Annotated in this window: 14 protein-coding genes; 12 read left to right on the top strand and 2 right to left on the bottom strand. The window is 72.2% G+C overall.

Going from position 1 to position 19,599, the window contains the following annotated elements; genetic code table 11:
* The first annotated feature begins 109 nt into the window (after nucleotides 1–109).
* The 10 genes from G545_RS0109410 (at nucleotide 110) to G545_RS0109455 (ending at nucleotide 14,511) form a co-directional block, all read left to right on the top strand.
* Nucleotides 110–2,305: a S46 family peptidase gene (locus tag G545_RS0109410; RefSeq protein ID WP_027070161.1), complete on the top strand. Its 2,196-nt coding sequence runs from the start codon at nucleotides 110–112 to the stop codon at nucleotides 2,303–2,305.
* On the top strand, nucleotides 2,298–4,469 hold the full coding sequence (locus tag G545_RS0109415; protein ID WP_043711624.1) for a S46 family peptidase: 2,172 nt from the start codon (nucleotides 2,298–2,300) through the stop codon (nucleotides 4,467–4,469). The genes G545_RS0109410 and G545_RS0109415 overlap by 8 nt, the downstream gene beginning before the upstream one ends.
* A gap of 111 nt (nucleotides 4,470–4,580) precedes the next feature.
* Nucleotides 4,581–6,740 carry a S46 family peptidase gene (locus tag G545_RS0109420; protein WP_027070163.1) on the top strand — a complete coding sequence of 720 codons (2,160 nt, stop codon included), beginning with the start codon at nucleotides 4,581–4,583 and terminating at the stop codon, nucleotides 6,738–6,740.
* A gap of 243 nt (nucleotides 6,741–6,983) precedes the next feature.
* Nucleotides 6,984–8,546 carry a phosphoglycerate dehydrogenase gene (gene serA / locus G545_RS0109425; RefSeq protein ID WP_052106676.1) on the top strand — a complete coding sequence of 521 codons (1,563 nt, stop codon included), beginning with the start codon at nucleotides 6,984–6,986 and terminating at the stop codon, nucleotides 8,544–8,546.
* A gap of 8 nt (nucleotides 8,547–8,554) precedes the next feature.
* Nucleotides 8,555–9,196: a histidine phosphatase family protein gene (locus G545_RS0109430; RefSeq protein WP_027070165.1), complete on the top strand. Its 642-nt coding sequence runs from the start codon at nucleotides 8,555–8,557 to the stop codon at nucleotides 9,194–9,196.
* 39 nt (nucleotides 9,197–9,235) lie between these two features.
* A complete protein-coding gene (gene folC, locus G545_RS0109435) occupies nucleotides 9,236–10,525 on the top strand; it encodes a bifunctional tetrahydrofolate synthase/dihydrofolate synthase (RefSeq protein ID WP_043711627.1) in 1,290 nt (429 codons plus the stop codon).
* A gap of 76 nt (nucleotides 10,526–10,601) precedes the next feature.
* Nucleotides 10,602–11,591, top strand: a complete 990-nt coding sequence (locus G545_RS0109440) for an SPOR domain-containing protein (protein WP_027070167.1) — start codon at nucleotides 10,602–10,604, stop codon at nucleotides 11,589–11,591.
* A 16-nt stretch (nucleotides 11,592–11,607) separates the two neighbouring features.
* Nucleotides 11,608–12,153, top strand: a complete 546-nt coding sequence (locus tag G545_RS14305; protein WP_052106700.1) for a CvpA family protein — start codon at nucleotides 11,608–11,610, stop codon at nucleotides 12,151–12,153.
* 37 nt (nucleotides 12,154–12,190) lie between these two features.
* Nucleotides 12,191–13,663, top strand: coding sequence for an amidophosphoribosyltransferase (purF, locus tag G545_RS0109450; protein ID WP_027070168.1), 1,473 nt, complete (start codon nucleotides 12,191–12,193; stop codon nucleotides 13,661–13,663).
* Nucleotides 13,664–13,695: 32 nt separating this feature from the next.
* The gene (locus G545_RS0109455; protein ID WP_036136852.1) at nucleotides 13,696–14,511 is read left to right on the top strand and encodes a ferritin-like domain-containing protein; all 816 of its coding nucleotides are present in this window, start codon (nucleotides 13,696–13,698) and stop codon (nucleotides 14,509–14,511) included.
* A gap of 7 nt (nucleotides 14,512–14,518) precedes the next feature.
* Here G545_RS0109455 and lpxH read toward each other — a convergent pair whose 3' ends face one another.
* Nucleotides 14,519–15,253: a UDP-2,3-diacylglucosamine diphosphatase gene (gene lpxH / locus G545_RS0109460; RefSeq protein WP_027070170.1), complete on the bottom strand. Its 735-nt coding sequence runs from the start codon at nucleotides 15,251–15,253 to the stop codon at nucleotides 14,519–14,521.
* A 74-nt stretch (nucleotides 15,254–15,327) separates the two neighbouring features.
* Here lpxH and gltX point away from each other — a divergent pair, with 74 nt between their 5' ends.
* Together gltX and G545_RS0109470 are read left to right on the top strand one after the other, a co-directional pair.
* Entirely contained in the window at nucleotides 15,328–16,731 is a 1,404-nt protein-coding gene (gene gltX, locus G545_RS0109465) for a glutamate--tRNA ligase (protein ID WP_027070171.1), read from the top strand.
* Between the two features lie 104 nt (nucleotides 16,732–16,835).
* Nucleotides 16,836–17,324: a transcriptional repressor gene (locus tag G545_RS0109470; RefSeq protein WP_027070172.1), complete on the top strand. Its 489-nt coding sequence runs from the start codon at nucleotides 16,836–16,838 to the stop codon at nucleotides 17,322–17,324.
* An 18-nt stretch (nucleotides 17,325–17,342) separates the two neighbouring features.
* Here G545_RS0109470 and G545_RS0109475 read toward each other — a convergent pair whose 3' ends face one another.
* Complete coding sequence (locus tag G545_RS0109475; protein WP_231553188.1) at nucleotides 17,343–19,577, bottom strand: TonB-dependent receptor; 2,235 nt, start codon at nucleotides 19,575–19,577, stop codon at nucleotides 17,343–17,345.
* Between the last annotated feature and the right edge of the window lie 22 nt (nucleotides 19,578–19,599).

Genomic DNA, 19,599 nt, shown 5'->3' on the forward strand with positions numbered 1-19,599 from the left:
TGTAACGGCGCACCGGTGAATGCCGGACCCGGCGCGGCATGACCGCCGGGCCTTGCGGTGCGCGCCTCCGCCTGCCTATGTTGGCCGGTCGACCCACCCGGGAATCCCCATGAAGATCCGCCTCCTCCCCGCGGCGCTGGCGCTTGCGCTGCTGCCCGCCGCCGTTCTGAACGCCCCCGCCGCCCACGCCGACGAGGGCATGTGGCAGCCCTCGCAGATGCCCGAACTGGGCGACCGGCTCCGGGAGCTCGGCCTGCGGATGGATCCGGCCTCGCTGTCGGACCTCGCCTCCAAGCCGCTGGACGCGGTGATCAGCCTGGGCGGCTGCACCGCAAGCTTCGTGTCCCCGCAGGGCCTGGTGGTGACCAACCACCACTGCGCCTACGGGAACATCCAGTACAACTCCACCCCGGAGCGCGACCTGCTGGCCGAAGGCTTCGTCGCCGCCACCCTGGCGGACGAGCTGCCGGCCGCGCCGACCTCGCGCATCTACGTGACGCAGGACATCCGCGACGTCACCGGGCAGGTGACGCAGGGGCTGGAGTCGATGGATGGCAAGGCGCGCTACGACGCCATCGACGCCCGGAGCAAGGCCCTGGTCGCGGAGTGCGAGGCGCCCGGCGGACTGCGCTGCAACGTCTACGACTTCCACGGCGGGCTGCAGTTCTCGCTGATTCGCCAGCTGGAAATCCAGGACGTGCGGCTGGTCTATGCCCCGTCCGGAATGATCGGCAAGTTCGGCGGCGACGAGGACAACTTCGAGTGGCCCCGCCACACCGGCGACTGGGCCTTCCTGCGCGCCTACGTCGCCCCGGACGGCACCCCGGCGCCGTACTCGGAGGACAACGTGCCGTACCAGCCGGCGAGCTGGCTGACGGTCTCGCAGCAGCCCCTGGCCGAGGGCGACTACGTCATGGTCACCGGCTACCCGGGCCGCACCAACCGGTACCGCCTGCCCGGCGAGGTAGCCGAGACGATCGAGTGGCGTTACCCGGTGCTGGTGCGGTACTTCCAGGACTCGCTGGACGTGATCGAGCGCACCACCGCGGACGACCCGGCGGCCGCGCTCAAGTACGCCTCGACCGTGGCCGGGTACAACAACGTGCTCAAGCTCTACCAGGGCAACCTGGACGGCTTCGCGCGGATGGACGATCCGGTGGGCATGAAGCAGGCCCGCGAGGACGAACTGGAGGCGTGGCTGTCCGCACAGGGCGACGGTGGCGCGGGCGCGCTCGAGGCGATCGCGGCGCTGGAGCAGGAACTGGCCGAGGCACGCCAGACCCGCGAGCGCGACCTGTGGTTCGGCAACGTGGTGGGCGGCGGCCTGGCCGGGACGGCGATGCAGCTGTACCGCAACGCCATCGAGAAGGAGAAGCCGGACGCCGAACGCGAGTCCGGGTACCAGGAGCGCGATGCCGCCCGCATCCGCGGCGCCATGGAGGCACTGGACAAGCGCTTCGACCCGGTCGTCGACAAGGCCCTGATGGCGCTGCGGCTGCAGCGTTACGCCAGCCAGGTGCCGGCGGGCCAGCGCGTGGCGGAGCTGGATGCCTGGCTGGGCATCGACGCCTCCGACAACACCATCCCCGGCCTGGAGGCCAAGCTGGATGCGCTGTACGCCGGAACCTCCCTGGAGGACGCCGCGGCGCGGCTGGGCTGGCTGGAAGCCGACCGCGTTGCCATCGAAGCCTCCGACGATCCGGCGCTGCGACTGGCGGTCGCGATGATGCCGGTGGTGCTCGCCGAGGAAGCGGAGGAGAAGGCCCGAGCCGGTCGCATCGCCGCGCTCCGGCCCCGCTACATGCAGGCCATGATCGACTTCAACGCCAGCCAGGGCCGGCCGGTCTACCCGGATGCCAATTCCTCGTTGCGGATCACCTTCGGCACGGTGCGCGGCTACTCCCCGCGCGACGGCGTGCGGACGGTGCCGTTCACCACGCTGGAGGGGCTGGTCGACAAGGTCACCGGGGAAGAGCCGTTCGCCTCGCCGCAGTCGCAGCTGGACGCGATTGCCGACGGGCGCGGCGAGCGCTACCGGATGGCGTCGCTGGGGGACGTGCCGGTGAACTTCCTGAGCGACGTCGACACCACCGGCGGCAACTCCGGCTCGCCGACCCTCAACGCCGACGGGGAGCTGGTCGGCCTGCTGTTCGACGGCAACTACGAAAGCCTCAACGCAGGCTGGATCTTCAACCCGGAACTCACCCGCTCGATCCACGTCGATACCCGCTACATGCGCTGGGTGATGGACGAGGTCGACCATGCCGAGCACCTGCTCGAGGAGATGGGACTGCCCCATGACTGATCGCAACGCACCACGGCGCGGCCCGCGGCTGGCCGCGCTCGCACTTGCCGCCGGCACCGCCTTCGCCGCCCACGCCGACGAGGGGATGTGGCTGCCCGCGCAGCTTCCGGAGATCGCCGCGCAGCTGCGCGAGGCCGGTTTCGAGGGTGATCCGGCCGAACTTGCCGACCTCACCCGGCCGCCGCTCAACGCGGTGGTCCGGGTCGGCGGGGGCACCGGTGCCTTCGTCTCCGGCGATGGGCTGCTGCTGACCAACCACCACGTCGCCTTCGGCGTGATCCAGTACAACTCCAGCGCCGAGCGCGACCTGATCGCCAACGGCTACACCGCCACGCGCGCCGACGAACTGCCCGCCAACCCGGACTACCGGGTGCGGGTGACCACCGGCTTCGACCGCGTCACCGACGAGGTGCTCGAGGGCGCCCGTGGCAAGACCGGCCGGGACTACCATGATGCGGTGGAGTCCGCGCGCAAGGCGCTGGTCGCCGAATGCGAGCAGGTGCCGGGCAACCGCTGCAGCGTGGTCGACGTGCACTACGGCATGGACTTCTACCTGGTCACCCAGCTGGAGCTGCGCGACATCCGGCTGGCGTACGCGCCGCCGGATGCGATCGGCGGCTACGGCGGCGAGATCGACAACTTCATGTGGCCGCGCCACAGCGGCGACTTCACCCTGCTGCGTGCCTACGTGGGGCCGGACGGGCGGCCGGCGGATCATTCGCCCGAGAACGTGCCCTACACCCCGCCGGCGCACCTGCAGGTGTCCACCGCGGCCGTGGCCGAGGGTGACTTCGCGATGCTCGCCGGCTACCCGGGCCGGACCTTCCGCCACCGCACGGCCTCCGAGTTCAAGCAGCAGGTCGAGTGGCAGCTGCCCTCGCGCGTGGCGCTCTACGACGGTCTGCTCGACACCATCGCCGCCCGGACGGACGGCCAGCCGGAGCTGAAGGTCCGCTACGCCTCGACGGTGGCCAGCCTGGAGAACGGGCTCAAGCGCGCCCGGGGCGAGCTGGAAGGGCTGGAGCGCAGCAACGCGGTCGAGGTCCGTGCCGCGGAAGAGGCGGCGATGCTGGCCTGGCTGCGCCAGCAGGGGGATGCGGCGCCGATCCTCGCCGACATCGAGGCGGCACAGGCGGTGCTCGCCGAAGCCACCGCGACCCGGGAGCGTGACCAGCTCGTCGCCACCCTCGGCCGCACCGAGGTCTTCGACGCCGCCCTGCGCCTGCAGCGCCTGGCGCTGGAGCGCGGCAAGCCGGACGCCGAGCGTGAGTCCGGCTACCAGTTGCGCGACGAACCGCTGATCCGCGCCGGCCTGGAGCGCGTGCAGCGCCGCTATGCCGAGCCGGTCGAGAAGGCCCTGCTGGCCAACCTGGTGCGCCAGTACCAGGCACTCCCGGCGGACCAGCACCTGCCGGAGTTCGACCGCGTGTTCGGTACCGACCCGGCGGCGGTGGAGCAGCGCATCGACGCGCTCTATGCCGGCAGCACCCTGGACGAGGCACCGGTGCGCCTGGGCTGGATGGAAGCCGACCCCGCGGCGCTCGCCGGCAGCGGGGACACCCTGCTGCAGGCCGCCGCGACCTTGCTGCCGGCGCTCCTGCGCATCGAGGACGAGGCCAAGGCACGCGAGGGCGAGCTGCTACGCCTGCGCCCGTCCTACATGCGCGCGCTGGTGGACTACACGCATTCGCAGGGCAGGGCGTTCTACCCGGACGCCAACTCCACCCTGCGGGTGAGCTACGGCCGCGTCAGCACGCTGCAGCCGCGCGACGGCGTGGTCTACGAGCCGCTGACCACCGTCGCCGGCATCGTCGAGAAGCACACCGGCGAGGCGCCCTTCGATGCCCCGGAGCGCCTGCTTCAAGCGATCGCCGCGGGTGACTTCGGCAACACCGCCGATGCCGTGCTCGGCACCCAGACGGTCAACATGCTGACCAACCTGGACACCACCGGCGGCAACTCCGGCTCGCCGGTGCTGGACGCGAATGGCCGGATCATCGGCCTGAACTTCGACAGCAACTGGGAGTCGGTCAGCGCCAGCTGGATGTACGACCCGCGCTACAAGCGCGCGATCCACGTCGACATGCGCTACATGCGTTGGCTGATGGACAAGGTCTACCCGGCGCACCACCTGCTGGCCGAGATGGGCCTGCCGGTCGACTGACGCCCCGGCGCCTCCCCCGCGTCGTGCGGGGGAGGCCTCGCCGCCGGAACTGCCGGCGGCATCGCGGCGCGGCTACACTCGGCGGGTTGACCAATTCGAGGAGCCGTACGCATGCGTCATTCGATCCTGGCCGTCGCCGTCGCGCTGGCGGCCACCGGTACCGCCGCCGCCGGAGAGGGCATGTGGGTGCCCCAGCAGCTGCCGGAAATCGCCGGCCCGCTGAAGCAGGCCGGCCTGGAACTGCCGCCGGAGCAGCTCACCGACCTGACCGGCGACCCGATGGGCGCGGTGGTCTCACTGGGCGGCTGCACCGCCAGCTTCGTCTCCCCGCAGGGCCTGGTGGTCACCAACCACCACTGCGCCTATGGCGCGATCCAGCTCAACTCGACCGCCGACAACAACCTCATCGACCTGGGCTTCAACGCCGCCACCAAGGGCGACGAGCTTTCCGCGGGCCCGAACGCGCGCATCTACGTCCTGGACGAGATCACCGACGTGACCGCGCAGGTGCGTGGCGCGCTGGAGGCGGCCAGCGACGGCCATGCCCGTGCCCACGCGCTGGAGGACCTGGAGAAGCAGCTGGTCGCCGACTGCGAGGCCGGGGAGGGCTACCGCTGCCACCTCTACAGCTTCCTGGGCGGCAACGACTACCGCCTGTTCCGGAACCTGGAGATCCGCGACGTGCGCCTGGTGCACGCCCCGCCGAACAGCATCGGCAGCTACGGCGGCGACATCGACAACTGGATGTGGCCGCGCCACACCGGCGACTTCGCCTTCTACCGCGCCTACGTCGGTCCGGACGGCGAGCCGGCGCCGTACAGCGAGGACAACGTCCCCTACCAGCCGAAGCAGTGGCTGAAGGTCGCCAGCCAGCCGCTGGGCGCCGGTGACTTCGTGATGGTGGCCGGCTACCCGGGCCGTACCTTCCGCTGGGCGCTGGCCGACGAGTTCGACGCCACCACCGGGTGGAGCTACCCGACCGTCAAGCGCCACTACGAGAACCTGGTCGAGCTGGTCGAAACCGCCGGCGCCGCCGACGAGGACATCAAGGTCAAGTACGCCAGCACCGTGCGCGGCTGGCACAACGTGATGAAGAACTACGGCGGCCAGCTCGAGGGCTTCGAGCGCATGGACGCCAGCGCCATCAAGCACCGCGACGAGCAGGCCGTGCTCGAGTGGCTGCGCGGGCAGGGCGCCGAAGGGCAGGCCGCCCTCGATGCCCACGCGACCCTGGTCGAGCTGCTGGAGCAGGGCAATGCCACCCGCGAGCGCGACCTGGTCGTCTCGCAGCTGTTCCGCACCGGTGCGCTCGGCGCCGCCCGTACCCTGCACCGCCTGTCCATGGAGCGGGCCAAGCCCGACGCCGAGCGCCACGCCGGCTATCAGGAGCGCGACCTGCCGGGCATCGAGGGCGCGATGAAGCAGATGGACCGCCGCTACCACTCGGAGATGGACCGCCAGCTGCAGGAGTACTGGCTGCGCCAGTACGTCGCCCTGCCGCAGGAGCAGCGCATCCCGGCCCTGGACCAGTGGCTGGGCGGCGACGACGAGGCGGCGGTGCAGGCCGCGCTGGACCGGCTGGCGGGCACCTCCCTGGGCGAGCTGGACACCCGCCTGGCGCTGCTGGAGGCCGACCAGGCGACCATCGAGGCCAGTGAGGATCCGGCGGTCGCGCTGGCGGTCGCGATGGCACCGCACTTCATCGTCCAGGAGGAGATCGAGGAGGACCGCGAGGGCGAGGAACTGCTGGCGCGCCCGATCTGGACCAGGGCCGCGGCCGACTACCGCCGCAGCCAGGGTGGCCATGTCTACCCGGACGCCAACTCCTCGCTGCGCATCACCTTCGGCAACGTGCAGGGCTACACCCGCCCGGACGGCGTCGAGCTGCCGCCGTTCACCACCCTGGAGCAGATCGCGGAGAAGCACACCGGCGAGGAGCCCTTCGACGCCCCGCAGGTCCAGCTGGAGAAGATCGCCGCGGGCGAGTACTCCGGCCTGGCCAGCGAGGAGCTGGGCACCGTCCCGGTGAACTTCACCGCCGACCTGGACATCACCGGCGGCAACTCCGGCTCGCCGGTGCTGGACGCCCGGGGCGAGCTGGTCGGCCTGGTGTTCGACATGAACTGGGAGTCGGTCGCCTCCAACTGGGTGTTCAACCCGGAGCTCACCCGCGTGATCGCCGTCGACGAGCGCTACATGCGCTGGGTCATGAAGGAGGTCTTCCCGGCGCCGCAGGTGCTGGAGGAGATGGGGCTGGCCGGGGAGGACTGATCCGCCCTGCCGTCCCGACATGGAAAGCCGCCGGCCCGTGCCGGCGGTTTTTCTTTGCGACGGCCGCGCATCCGCCGGCGGGTTTGCTACGCTGCGGCTCGTTCGCGGATTCCCATGCCAGCCGGCCCCGTTTCCCCGACCCCGCCACATCGTCGACGCCTTGCCGATCCACCTGCAGCCACGCTGCAGCGCCTTGCCCGCCGGCTCGCTGTGTTCCGCATGTCTCCACCGGAGGAGTGTGCGATGAAGGTACTGGCGTGCGATGGGATCCACGAGGACGGCCTGGCCCTGCTGCGCGGGGCGGGATGGGAGGTGGTCGTCTCCGATCCGATCAAAGAGCCGGCCGCGCTCGCGGCCGCGCTGGCCGACGTGGACGTGCTGCTGGTGCGCTCTGCGACCCGGGTGACCGCCGGGGCACTGGACGCCGCGGAGCGCCTGCGGGTGATCGGCCGCGCCGGAGCGGGGGTCGACACCATCGATGTCGAGGCGGCTACCGCGCGGGGCATCGCGGTAATGAACGCGCCCGACGGCAATACGCTGGCGGCGGCCGAGCACGCGATCTCGCTCCTGTTCGCCCTGGCGCGGCACGTGCCGCGGGCGGATGCCGGGATGAAGGCGGGGCAGTGGCCCAAGGCCGGCCTGACCGGGTTCGAGCTGGAGGGCAAGAAGCTGGGCGTGATCGGCCTGGGGCGGATCGGGGGCACGGTGGCGCGCAAGGCGGTCGGCATCGGCATGGAGGTTGCCGCGTTCGACCCGTTCCTGCCGCCCGGGGCCGCGGGGAAGGGCAGCGTCGAGCTGAAACCGCTCGATGAGCTGCTGGACTGGGCCGACATCGTGACCCTGCACGTGCCGCGGACGAAGGAGACCACGCACCTGCTGTCGGAGGCGCGCATGCGCTCGATGAAACCCGGTGCCTACGTGGTCAACGCGGCCCGCGGCGGGCTGCTCGACGAGGAGGCGCTGCTGCGCCTGCTGGACGAGGGCCACCTGGCCGGCGCCGCGCTGGACACCTTCGCCACCGAGCCGCTGCCGGAGGACTCGCCGCTGCGCCGGCACCCCAAGCTCGTGCTGACTCCGCACCTGGGCGCCTCCACGGGCGAGGCGCAGCAGGCGGTCAGCACCATCCTGGCCCGGCAGGTCATCGACTTCATCCAGACCGGGGCCGTCGCAGGCTGCGTGAACCTGCCGCCGCTGACGGCGGAGGCGGCGCGCGAGGTCGGCCCGTGGATGCCGCTGATGTCGGCGCTGGGGCGGATGGCCGCGCGGCTGGTACCCGCGCCGACCCGGCTGCACGTCACCTACGCCGGCCGGACCGGGTCGCTGGACACCCGCCCGCTGACCCGGCTGCTGGTGGCCGCGCTGCTCGGGCCGGCATCCGGCCGGGTGACCCCGGTCAACGCGCTGACCGAAGCCGCGGCGCGTGGACTGCAGGTCGCGGAAACCGTCGGTGGAGACGGGGACGGATTCGAGCGCCTGCTGCGGGTCAGGGTGGAAGGCGGCGGTGCCACCCGCGAGATCGAGGCCACCCTTCACCGCGGCCCGCGCGTGGTCCGGCTGGACGGGGTGGAGATCGAGTTCGACCCGCTGGCGCACGTACTGCTGATGCGCAACGAGGACCGTCCCGGCATCATCGGTGCGGTCGGGTCGAGCCTGGGTGCCTCGGGCATCAACATCATCAACTTCTCGCTCGGGGCGGGTGGGGATGGCGAGGCACGGGCCGCCATCACCGTAGACCGCGAAGTCGGCGAGGCCGGGCTCGCCGCCGCCCGCCAGCTGCCCGGCGTGCTGTCCCTGAAAGCCCTCTGAGGCGCGCGATGAAGATCCTGCTTGCCCGCCACGGGGAAACCGCGTGGAACGCCGAAGGCCGCTACCAGGGCCAGTCCGACATCCCGCTGTCACCGGTCGGCGAGGCGCAGGCGCGCGCGCTGGGCGGCCGGCTGCGCGACGTGGCGATCGCCCGGGCGGTTGCATCGCCGCTGGCCCGCGCCCGCCGCACCGCCGAGCTGGCGCTGGGCGGGCGCGCCGGCCTGCTCTCCACGGACCCCGGGTTGCTGGAGATCGCGCACGGCAGCTGGGAGGGCCTGCTGGCAAGCGAGATCGGCGCCCGCGATCCGGACCGCCTGCGGGCCTGGCGCGAGACCCCGCACGAGGTGCTGATGCCGGGCGGCGAATCGCTGCAGCAGGTGTTCGACCGGGCCTGGGCGGCGCTGCTGCGCGCCGCCGACGGACTCGATGCCGACGCGACGCTGCTGCTGGTGGCCCACGACGCGGTCAACCGGGTGCTGCTGTGCCACGTGCTCGGCATCCCGTTCGGCCGCCTGTGGAGCTTCCGCCAGGCGCCGACCACGCTGAACCTGCTGGAAGGCCCGGATCCGTCGCGCCTGGAGGTGGTGCGCCTCAACGATTGCAGCCACCACACGCCACTGTTCGGCGAGGCCGTGCATCGGGCGCTGTAAGCGCGGATCATTGTCCCAGCCCCCGACGCCGTGACCTGCATGACCCTCGCCGAATGGCTCGAGTACATCGAGCGGCAGCATCTGAAATCGATCGACATGGGCCTGGAGCGCGTCCGCGAAGTGGCCGCGCGAATGGGGCTCGCCCGTCCGGCGGAGCGGGTGGTCACCGTGGGCGGGACCAACGGCAAGGGCTCGACCGTCGCCTTCCTCGAGGCGATCGCGCGCGAAGCCGGCTGGCGGGTCGGCTGCTACACCTCGCCGCACCTGCTGGCCTACAACGAGCGGGTGCGGATCGACGGCCACCAGGCGGGTGACCAGGAGCTGGTGGGGGCCTTCGAGGCGGTGGAGGCGGCGCGCGGCGACACTGCGCTGACCTACTTCGAGTACGGCACGCTGGCGGCCCTGTGGCTGTTCGAGCGCGCCGGGCTCGACCTGGCGGTGCTGGAGGTCGGCCTCGGCGGACGCCTGGACGCGACCAACCTGGTCGATGCCGACGTCGCGGTGATCACCACCGTCGACCTGGACCACCAGGACTGGCTCGGCAGCGACCGCGAGGCGATCGGGCGCGAGAAGGCCGGCATCGCCCGTGCCTGGCGTCCGCTGGTGCTCGGTGACGACGATCCGCCCTCGAGCGTGCTTGGCCACGCCTACGCGATCGGTGCCTCGGCTGTGCGGATCGGCTGCGACTTCTTTTTCGACGCCGCCCCCGGCGATGCGGCACCGGGACACTGGCGCTGGCGGGAGGTCGGCTACGAGGTGGACCTGCCCCGGCCGGGGCTGGAGGCGCCGACGCAACTGCGCAACGCGGCCGTGGCGATCGCCGCGCTGCGCGCGCTGGACTGGCCGGAAGGCAAGGCGATCAGCGACGCGGCACTCGCCCGTGGCGTGGCGGGGGCCCGGCTGGCGGGCCGCTTGCAGCGCTTCGCACTGGACGAGGTGGAAGTAGTGGTCGACGTCGGCCACAACCCGCAGGCGGCAACGGCGTTGGCGCAGTGGCTGGCCGGCAACCCGGTCCCGGGGCGTACCCGCGCCGTGTATGCGGCCCTTGCCGACAAGGACGCCGCAGGCGTGGTGGGCGCGCTCGCCGAAACGGTCGACGACTGGTACCTGGCCGGCCTGGAAGACGGGGGCGAGCGGGCCTGCGACGCCGCCACGCTGCTGTCGCGGCTCGCGGATACGGCGGCCGCGAAGGCGAGCACGCACGCCGACGTCGCCGCGGCAGTGCAGGCGGCGAGGGCCGGCGCGGGGCCGGGCGACCGGATCCTGGTGTTCGGCTCGTTCCTGGCCGCCGCCGGGGCGCTGCGGCTGCTCCACTCTTCGGGCGGCTGAACGCGCCGGTGCCGCGCGGCGGGCCGGTCCGGGCACCCGGCTATAATCGCCCGGCCTCCTCCCGCATCGAGCCCCGATGGAACCTGCCCTGAAACAGCGCCTGGTCGGCGCCGCCGTGCTGGTAGCGCTCGCCGTCATCTTCCTGCCGATGCTGATCAAGGGGCCCGCGCCGGAAAGCGGCGTGGGCGACGTGCCGCTGGAGGTGCCGCCGGCGCCGACCGGCGAGTTCGAGACCCGCGAATTGCCCCTGCTGCCCCCGCGTACGCCAGCGTCCGGTGCCGACGAGGCCACGGAGACCGCCGCAGCGGGCGCGCTGCCCACCGTGGATACGGCGGCCGAGCGCGAACGCGATGCCGCGGCCGACCCGGACGCCGCGGAGGCAGCGGACGGGCAGCCGGAGATGTTCCCGCCGCCGACCGCCGGCGGAGGATACGCGGTCACCTTCGGCAGCTACGCCAGCCAGGCCGACGCCCAGCGGGTGGTCGACGCCCTGGCGGGCTCGCAGCTGGCCGGCTACCAGGAGCCCGAGACCCGCGACGGCCGGACCCTGCACCGGGTGCTGATCGGGCCGTTCGACTCGCGCGCGACCGCCGAGGCCGCGCGCTTGCGCGCTGCGCACGTCCGGGACGATGTCGGCTCCCGGGTCCTCGTGCTCGATGCCAGCCCGGACGCAGCCGAGCTCGCCGAAGAGCCGGAAACACCCGCCGCCGCACCAGCGCAACCGGAGCGTCCTGTTGCCCGCGCCGAACCCGAGCCCCAACCCGCGCCGGCGCCTCCGGCGCGGCAGCAGCCCGATCCTCCCGCCGCGCCCGAACCGGCGGCTGCGTCCGGGGTCGGCTTCGCCGTGCAGGTCGGCTCCTTCAGCAGCGAGGCCTCGGCGATCGCGCTGCGCGACCGCGCCCGCGCACAGGGGCTGAGTTCGTTCGTGGAGTCGGTCCAGACCGACAGCGGGCGGGTGCACCGGGTCAAGGTCGGGCCGGTCGCCGATCGCGCCGCCGCCGAGCAGCTCAAGGCCCAGGTGAAGGCACGGCTGCAGATGGACGGCCTGGTGCGCTCGCACCCGTGATTTTCCGGGCGCCGCGATGACCGCCATCGACCTGGTGCTGCTCGCGATCGTGGCCGTGTCGGCCCTGTTCGGGGCGTTCCGCGGCCTGATCGGCGTGCTGGCCTCGCTGGCGGCGTGGATCCTGGCCGGCTGGGCCGCGTTCCGCTTCGGCGGCGGGGTCGCCCTGCTGCTGGCGGGGGACGCGCAGCCCGGGGCGGCGCACCTGTTCGGCGGCTACGCGCTGGCCTTCATCGGCGTGCTGCTGGTCGTCGGCACCGCCGGCTGGCTGTTGCGCCGGCTAGTGCACGGCATCGGCCTGTCGGCGATGGACCGCTTCCTCGGCCTGCTGCTGGGGCTGGTGCGCGGGGTGCTGGTCGCCTGCGTGCTGGTGCTGTTGCTGGGCCTCAGCGAGCTCCCGCGGGAGCCGGCCTGGCAGCAGTCCCGGCTGCTGCCGCTTTTCATCCCCGGGGCCGAGTGGCTGGCCGGCCTGCTGCCGGACTGGGTCGCCGCCGAGCTGGACCTGTCCGGCCAGCGCAGCGGACCGGCGCTGATCGCCCCGCTCCCGGTGCCCCAGGGCACCTGAGTTTTCTCCTTTCCGCAACGAAGCAGGACACCACACCATGTGCGGCATCATCGGAATCGTCGCCCGCCACGACGTCGCGGCGCAGCTCTACGACGGCCTCATGGTGCTCCAGCACCGTGGCCAGGATGCCGCCGGCATCGCCACCGCGGATGAGCGCAAGCTGCTCGTGCACAAGGGCAACGGGCTGGTCAGCGAGGTCTTCGACGCGGCCGCCATGCGCAAGCTGGTCGGGAGCATGGGCATCGGCCACTGCCGGTACCCCACCGCCGGCAGCGAGGGCCACGAGGAGGCGCAGCCGTTCTACGTCAACTCGCCGTACGGCATCGCGCTCGCGCACAACGGGAACCTGGTCAACACCGAGACGCTGCGGGCGGAGGTGTTCCAGCAGGACCGGCGCAACATCAACACCGAGTCGGACTCGGAGGTGCTGCTCAACGTCTTCGCCCACGAGCTCGACAACCAGCGCGAACTCGGGCCCGACGCGGCGCTGCGCGCGATGGAGAACGTCTACCGGCGCTGCACCGGCGGCTTCGCCGCGGTGGCGATGGTGCTGGGGCTGGGCCTGGTCGCCTTCCGCGACCCCAACGGCATCCGCCCGCTGGTGCTCGGAAAGCGCAGCGGCCCGGACGGGGACGAGTGGGCGGTGGCGTCCGAATCGGTGGCGTTCGACCTGATCGGTTTCGAGCGCGTGCGCGACATCGCCCCCGGCGAGGCGGTCGTGGTCACCGGCGACGGCACGCTGCACGCCCGCCAGTGCGTGGAGCCGCGCGAGCACACCCCCTGCATCTTCGAGTACGTCTACCTGGCGCGCCCGGACTCGATGATCGACGACGTGTCGGTGCACAAGGCGCGCATGCGCATGGGGCAGAAGCTCGGCGAGAAGATCCTGCGCCTGTTCCCCGACCATGACATCGACACCGTCATCCCGATCCCGGACTCCTCCCGCGATGCCGCGCTCGAGGTGGCCCACGTGTTGGGGGTGAAGTACCGGGAGGGCTTCGTCAAGAACCGCTACGTCGGCCGCACCTTCATCATGCCGGGGCAGGAACAGCGCACGAAGTCGGTGCGCCGCAAGCTCAACCCGATCCCGCTGGAGTTCCGCAACCGGGTGGTGCTGCTGGTGGACGACTCGATCGTGCGCGGCACCACCTCGCGGCAGATCGTGCAGATGGTCCGCGACGTGGGCGCGCGCAAGGTCTACCTGGCCTCGGCCGCGCCGCCGGTGCGCTACCCCAACATCTACGGCATCGACATGCCCGCGCCGGAGGAGTTCATCGCCCACGGCCGCAGCGAGGAGGAGATCCAGGAGCTGCTGGGGGTGGACTGGCTGGTCTACCAGGACCTGGCCGACCTGGAGGACTCGGTGACCAGCCCCAAGGGCGGGCCGACCCGCTTCGACTGCTCCTGCTTCAACGGCGAGTACGTCACCGGTCCGGGCGAGGACTACTTCGAGCGCATCCGCCAGCTGCGCTCGGATGCCGCCAAGTCCACCCGCCGCCAGCCCGCGTAGGCGTGGCTCCCGCCGACACCATCGACCGGGACATGCAAGGTTCCCTGATCCAGGCCGCCCATGCGTGCCTGGCCGCCGCCAGCGTGGAGGCCAAGCTCGAATCCACGTTCGCCGCGGCCGCCGCCTTCCGCCGCGGCGAACTGGTGGTGCCCGCCGACGCACCCGCACCGGAGCCGATCGGCATGCCCGGCCGGCCGGCGCGGCCGCGACTGGTGCACCCGCGCGAGCTGCCCAGGCGTGGCCTAGGCAGCGAAGCGGGGCGCGCGGCCTTCATCCACGCCATCGCCCACATCGAGTTCAACGCCATCGACCTGGCCTGGGACGCGGTCTACCGCTTCCGCGGCATGCCGGAGGAGTACTACGCCGACTGGGTGTCCTGCGCCGAGGACGAGGCGCGGCACTTCGGGATGCTGCAGGCGCGGCTGCAGGCCATGGGGCACGGCTACGGCGACTTCGACGCGCACAACGGCCTGTGGGAGATGGCCGAGAAGACCGCCCACGATGGCCTGGCCCGGATGGCGCTGGTGCCGCGGGTGCTGGAGGCGCGCGGGCTGGACGTCACCCCGGGGATGATCCGGCGCCTGCAGGACGTCGACGACGTGGAGACCGTGCGGATCCTTGAGGTGATCCTGCGCGAGGAGGTGGCCCACGTCGCCGCGGGCTCGCGCTGGTTCCGCTGGCACTGCGAGCGCGCCGGCGTCGAACCGCTGCCGACCTTCCGGCGGCTGCTCGCCGAGTACGCCCGCGCGGTACTGCACGGCCCGTTCAACCACGAAGCGCGCAGCCGCGCCGGGTTCGGCGAGGACGAGTTGCGGATGCTCGAAGAGGGGCTCGCCGCGGCAGGCTGAGCGCCGCTCAGGCCAGTGCCTCCAGGCGGCTCCCGCGGCGGTCGACCCGCAGCACCGACCCCTGCTCGTACCAGTCCCCCAGCACGATGCGCTGGCGACCACGGCCGTCCACCACCAGCTCGTGGACGGCGGGGCGGTGGGTGTGGCCGTGGATCATCAGGTCGACGCCATAGAGGGCGAAGGTGGCCGCGACCGCGCCCGGGGCGACGTCGGTGATCGTCTCCATCGTGCCCTGGCCCGCGAGGCCCTCCTGGTGCGCACGGCTCGCCTCGCGTGCCTTGCGCGCAAAGGCCAGCCGTGCCTCCAGCGGCTGCGCCAGGAACGCCGCCTGCCATGCCGGGTCGTGCGTCTGCGCGCGGAACTGCTGGTAGGCGACGTCCCCGGTGCACAGCGTGTCGCCGTGCGAGAGCAGCGCCGGGCGCCCGTACAGCAGCACCACGCTCGGTTCGGCCAGCAGCGACATGCCGGCGCGCGCGGCGTACTCGCGGCCGAGCAGGAAGTCGCGGTTGCCGTGGATGAAATACGTGGGCGTGCCGGCCGCGACCACCGCGCGCACGGACCCGGCCACCAGCGCGCCGGTATCCGACGGATCGTCATCGCCGACCCAGGCTTCGAAGAGGTCGCCGAGGATGTACAGCGCATCCGCGCCCCGGGCCTCCTCTTGCAGGAAACGGGCGAACAGCGCGGTGATGTGCGGGCGCTCCGGATCCAGGTGCAGGTCGGAGATGAAGAGGGTGGTCATCGCGCCATTGTAGGGCCCGGGCCCGCCGGGGCACGGGCTAGAATGGCGCGCCCCCGCTGACCGAGCCTTCGCGCATGACCTGCCGCACCCGCTTCGCCCCGAGTCCCACCGGCTACCTGCACATCGGCGGTGCCCGCACCGCGCTGTATTGCTGGCTGGAGGCGCGGCGCCGCGGCGGGCAGTTCGTCCTGCGCATCGAGGACACCGACCGCGAGCGCAGCACCCAGGCGGCGATCGACGCGATCCTGGAGGCGATGGACTGGCTCGGCCTGGACTACGACGAAGGCCCCGTCTACCAGACCCATCGGCTGGAGCGGTACCGGGAGGTGGCCGAGCAGCTGCTCGCCTCCGGCCACGCGTACTACGCCTACGAGAGCCGGGAAGAGCTGGAGCGGATGCGCGAGGAGGCGATGGCCGCCGGCGGCAAGCCGCGCTACAACGGCGCCGCCCGCGAGGCCGGCCTGCCGTACCGCGAGGACCCGAACCGGGTGCTGCGCTTCAAGAACCCGCTCGACGGCACGGTGGCCTGGGACGACAAGGTCAAGGGCCGCATCGAGATCGCCAACAGCGAGCTCGACGACCTGGTGATCCTGCGCTCCGACGGCCACCCGACCTACAACTTCGCGGTCGTGGTCGACGACATGGACATGGGCATCACCGACGTGGTGCGCGGCGACGACCACGTCAACAACACCCCGCGGCAGATCAATATCTACCAGGCGCTGGGGGCGCCGGTGCCCGCCTTCGCGCACCTGCCGATGATCCTCGACGAGCAGGGCGCCAAGCTGTCCAAGCGCACCGGCGCGGCGGACGTCATGCAGTACCGCGACGCCGGCTACCTGCCGCACGCGCTGCTCAACTACCTGGTGCGGCTGGGCTGGTCGCACGGCGACCAGGAGATCTTCTCGATCGGCGAGATGCAGCAACTGTTCGACCTCAAGGACGTCAACGCCAAGGCCGCGCGGCTGGACCAGGCCAAGCTCGGCTGGCTCAACCAGCAGTACCTCAAGTCCGACGCACCGCAGGACGTGGCGCCGCACCTGGAATGGCACCTGCGCCAGGCCGGGTACGACCTGGACAAGGGGCCCGCCGCGGCGGACGTGGTCGTTGCGCTGCGCGACCGGGTGCAGACCTTGGCCGAGATGGCCGAGCGTGCCGCGGCCTGGTTCGGCCCGGTGACCGCCTACGACGAGAAGGCCGTGGCCAAGCACCTCAAGGCGGCCGCCCGTGCGCCGCTGGAGGACGCCCGCAGCCGCCTTGCCGCGCTGGCGGACTGGACCCCGGAGGCGATCAACGCCGCCCTACAGGAAACTGCCGCATCGCTGGAGCTGGGCATGGGCAAGGTCGCCCAGCCACTGCGGGTGGCGATCACCGGCACCCAGGTCAGCCCGGACATCGGCCACACCGTGTACCTGGCCGGCCGCGATGAGGCGCTGGCGCGCATCGACGCCGCCGTCGCCATGTGCCCGGAGGCGTAGAGCGGCTCCAGCCGCGACCGGGCCCGGTCCGCACCCCTCCGGTCCGTTGTCGCCCACCCCGGCACGGTTCGCCCCCGCCGCGCACGGGCGGTACAGTTGCCCCCGTGCCCAGCCATCCCTGCACCGACCCGAACCACCACGTCGAAGGTGCCGACGCCTACGTCCAGGAAGTCGAGCGCGCCTGCCGCGCCCGTGGCCTTCGCCTGACCCCGATCCGGGCCCAGGTGCTGCGGCTGATCGCCGACGCGGGCGGCCCGGTGAAGGCCTACGAGCTGCTGGACCGGATGAAGGAAACCCACGAGTCGGCGGCCCCGCCGACCGTGTACCGCGCGCTCGATTTCCTGTTCGAGAACGGCTTCATCCACAAGCTGGCGTCGATCAACGCCTTCGTCGCCTGCCACCACCCGGGTGCGGAGGCGCACGCGGTCCCGTTCCTGATCTGCGATGCCTGCCAGCGTGCCTGGGAGCTCGAGGACCAGGACGTGGTCTCGACCCTGGAGCTGCGCGCCCGCGCCCACGGCTTCACGCCGCGGGCGCAGACGCTGGAAGTGCACGGCCTGTGCGCCGACTGCGCGGCCCGGCCCACGCCCTGACCACTCCCCACCGCCGGCTCAGAAGAACGCCCGCACCCCGAACGACACGCCGCGGCCCGGCATCGGCGCCAGGTCCTTGAGCGGGGAGGTGTGCACGCGCGCCTCCTCGTCGAGCAGGTTGCGACCCTCGACGAACAGCTCCAGCGCGCTGCCGCCGCGGGTGTCCATGTGCCACGCCAGGCTTGCGTCGACCAGGGTGTAGGCGTCGCTGGGCGTCTCGTGGCGGGCCACGTCGTCCTGGGCGTCGTAGCGGATCGCGCCCACTGACGCGCGCCACGCACCGTGCATCCAGCCCAGCTCGGTACCCAGGCGGCGCGGCGCGATGCGCGGCAGGTTGCCGTGGCCGGGCAGGGTGGCCTGGTGCAGGTGCGCGTGGTCGCCGTGGGGCACCGGAACCTGGATCGTGCGGTCGGGCCCGCCCGCCAGCTTCGCCCGCACCACGTCGCCGAACAGCCGCAGGTTCCAGGCACCGGTGTGGTTGTCGGCGATCTCCCAGTCCAGGCTGGCCTCGCCGCCGTTGAAGCGCGCATCGGCCTGGTTCCAGGCATGGACCGGACCGCCGTCGTCGATGCCGGTGGCCGACAGGTGGATGAAGTCGTCGTAGCGCACGTGGAAGGCTGCCAGCTGCAGCGCCAGCGGCCCGTGGTGCCAGTGCAGGCCGAGCTCGAGCCGGTTGGCGGTCTCGCTGTCCAGGCCCGGGTCGCCGATCTCCATCGAGGCGGTGGCCACGTGGTAGCCGGCCGAGTACAGCTCCTCGGCGGTGGGCGCGCGCTGGGCGCGGTCCAGGCCGAGCATGAGGTGGATCCCGTCGGTCACGTCCCAGCGCGCCGAGAGCGAGGCGCTGGTGTTGTCGAAGCTGCGCGACGGGCCGCTGGCCTGCGCCGGGTCCACGTCGATGTCGACATGGTCGTGGCGGACGCCGGCTTCCAGCTGCACGGGGCCGAAGCTGCGCTGGCCCAGCCAGAACACGCCCAGGTCGCTGCCCTCGGAGTCGGGGACGAAGGCCTCGTGCCCGGCGGCGTGGAACTCGCGCTCCGACCACTGCGCGCCCACCGCGCCTGCCCATCCCGCCACCGGCCGATGCACCAGTTCCACGCGCGCGTCCAGGCTGTCGTTGTCGAACACCGTGCCGACCGCGCGGCCCTCGAACTCGGTGTGGGTGTAGCGGGTATGGGCCGCGCTGGCGCGCAGCGACTCGAACCAGCCCAGGTCGTCCAGTCCGCCGCGCACCTCGGTCCGGCGCTGGTCCATCAGGATCGTCACCGCGTGGTCTCCGGCATCGCCGTGGCCGTGCCCGTCGCCGTCGCCGTGGTCGTGGTCGTGGTCGTGGCCATGATCGTGCGCGTGGTCGTCGCCGGGCGCGTGCACGTGACCGGGGACGCCGTAGCGGCTGTTGTACAGGGAGACCGCGCCACCGAGGAAGCCGCGCTCCCCCACCCAGGACAGCCCAAGCGCGGCGCTGTCGGTGCGCAGCGCGCTGTTGGGCAGCACGCCCCGGGCGTCCTCACCGTGGTCGTGGCCTTCGGCAGCCCGGAGCGCCGCGGACTCGGCATGGCCAGGAATGTCGTGGTCGCCGGTCTCCCGGTGCAGCGCATCGAGGTGGAACACCACGTTGCCCCCGGCGGTGGTGCCGTCCAGGCGCAGCATGCCGGTGCGCTCGTCATTGACGGTCCCGGCACGCAGCTCGGCGCGCCCCTCCAGCGGCTCGTGGGTCGTGCGCTCGGGCACGCGGCCATCGATCACGTTGACGGCGCCGCCGATCGCGCCGGAGCCGTACAGCAGCGTGGACGGTCCCTTCAGCACCTCGATCTGGTCGGCCAGGAAGGGCTCCAGGGAGACGGCATGGTCGACGCTGACGGTGGACACGTCGCCGGTGCCCAGCCCGTCGCTGAGCACCTGCACGCGCGCCGCGTCGAAGCCGCGGATCACCGGCCGGCCCACGCCGGGGCCGAACCACGACGACTGCACGCCGGGCAGGCGCGCGACGGTCTCGCCCAGGGTCGCGGACTTCACCGCGTCCAGGCGCTCGCCGGTGAGTACCTCCACCGGGCGGGAAAGCTGGTCGGCGGTGGCGCGGATCGGCGTGGCGCGCACCTGGACCGCGTCCAGGTCCACCGGGTCGTGCCGGTGGTCGTCGTGGGCCGCCTGTTGCGCGTGGGCATGGAGTGGCAGCGCGGCGGCGAGGGCGAGGAACAGGGGAAGGCGGGGGAGGGTGGACAGCATGCGCAGGTTCGGGGGGTTGGAGTGGATCATGGAATGTTATATTGTTTCAATC

Source organism: Lysobacter defluvii IMMIB APB-9 = DSM 18482, assembly GCF_000423325.1.
GTDB lineage: Bacteria > Pseudomonadota > Gammaproteobacteria > Xanthomonadales > Xanthomonadaceae > Novilysobacter > Novilysobacter defluvii.

Coding starts and splice junctions, on each gene's coding strand:
- G545_RS0109415 (WP_043711624.1), top strand. CDS start 2,298: ATGACTGATCGCAACGCACCACGGCGCGGCCCGCGGCTGGCCGCGCTC.
- G545_RS0109410 (WP_027070161.1), top strand. CDS start 110: ATGAAGATCCGCCTCCTCCCCGCGGCGCTGGCGCTTGCGCTGCTGCCC.
- purF (WP_027070168.1), top strand. CDS start 12,191: ATGTGCGGCATCATCGGAATCGTCGCCCGCCACGACGTCGCGGCGCAG.
- G545_RS14305 (WP_052106700.1), top strand. CDS start 11,608: ATGACCGCCATCGACCTGGTGCTGCTCGCGATCGTGGCCGTGTCGGCC.
- G545_RS0109455 (WP_036136852.1), top strand. CDS start 13,696: ATGCAAGGTTCCCTGATCCAGGCCGCCCATGCGTGCCTGGCCGCCGCC.
- G545_RS0109420 (WP_027070163.1), top strand. CDS start 4,581: ATGCGTCATTCGATCCTGGCCGTCGCCGTCGCGCTGGCGGCCACCGGT.
- G545_RS0109440 (WP_027070167.1), top strand. CDS start 10,602: ATGGAACCTGCCCTGAAACAGCGCCTGGTCGGCGCCGCCGTGCTGGTA.
- lpxH (WP_027070170.1), bottom strand. CDS start 15,253: ATGACCACCCTCTTCATCTCCGACCTGCACCTGGATCCGGAGCGCCCG.
- serA (WP_052106676.1), top strand. CDS start 6,984: ATGAAGGTACTGGCGTGCGATGGGATCCACGAGGACGGCCTGGCCCTG.
- G545_RS0109430 (WP_027070165.1), top strand. CDS start 8,555: ATGAAGATCCTGCTTGCCCGCCACGGGGAAACCGCGTGGAACGCCGAA.
- G545_RS0109475 (WP_231553188.1), bottom strand. CDS start 19,577: ATGATCCACTCCAACCCCCCGAACCTGCGCATGCTGTCCACCCTCCCC.
- folC (WP_043711627.1), top strand. CDS start 9,236: ATGACCCTCGCCGAATGGCTCGAGTACATCGAGCGGCAGCATCTGAAA.
- gltX (WP_027070171.1), top strand. CDS start 15,328: ATGACCTGCCGCACCCGCTTCGCCCCGAGTCCCACCGGCTACCTGCAC.